We start from the raw sequence: 505 nt of genomic DNA, 5'->3' as shown, positions 1-505 counted from the left end.
AGAGTTCGGCGAGTGGCTTCAGAGCCAACGGCGCCGGATCTCCTCGAAGTCCCGCCTCGGCGAGAAGTTGACCTATATCCATCGGCAATGGAGCGGGCTGCAGACCTTCCTACACGACGGCCGGGTCGAGATCGACTCCAATGCAGTCGAGAACCTGATCCGCCCAATTGCATTGACGCGAAAGAATGCGCTTTTTGCCGGTCACGACGAAGGTGGCCACGCCTGGGGCCGCATCGCATCTCTCATAGCGACTGCGAAGGTCAATGATGTCGAACCGTTCGCATACCTCAAAGCGACCCTTGAAGCGATTGCGTCAGGTTATCCTGCCAATCGCATCGATGATCTTCTTCCGTGGAATTTCCAGCCGTCAAGCTGATCCTAAGTGCTGCGTAGCCGCCGCTTACCCACAATGACGGCTTGGGTGCGCGAGGCCTTTCCTGACATGAAGCCGGCCTCCAACACGGCATATGGCCCTGGCAGTCACTCTGACGCCGTGAAGCAGGCT

At 58.4% G+C, this 505-nt stretch carries 1 protein-coding gene; it reads left to right on the top strand.

Features of this window, described 5'->3' with window-relative positions; translation table 11 throughout:
* Nucleotides 1-376 (top strand): transposase (locus tag Q7C20_RS27205; protein ID WP_375071243.1); only part of this gene is annotated, 376 nt, incomplete at its 5' end.
* Nucleotides 377-505 lie beyond the last annotated feature (129 nt).

This window comes from Pseudomonas sp. AMR01 (assembly GCF_041946035.1).
GTDB lineage: Bacteria > Pseudomonadota > Gammaproteobacteria > Pseudomonadales > Pseudomonadaceae > Aquipseudomonas > Aquipseudomonas antarctica_B.
Note: the sequence above shows the minus strand (reverse complement) of the source record. Positions and strands in the feature narration are given on the sequence as shown.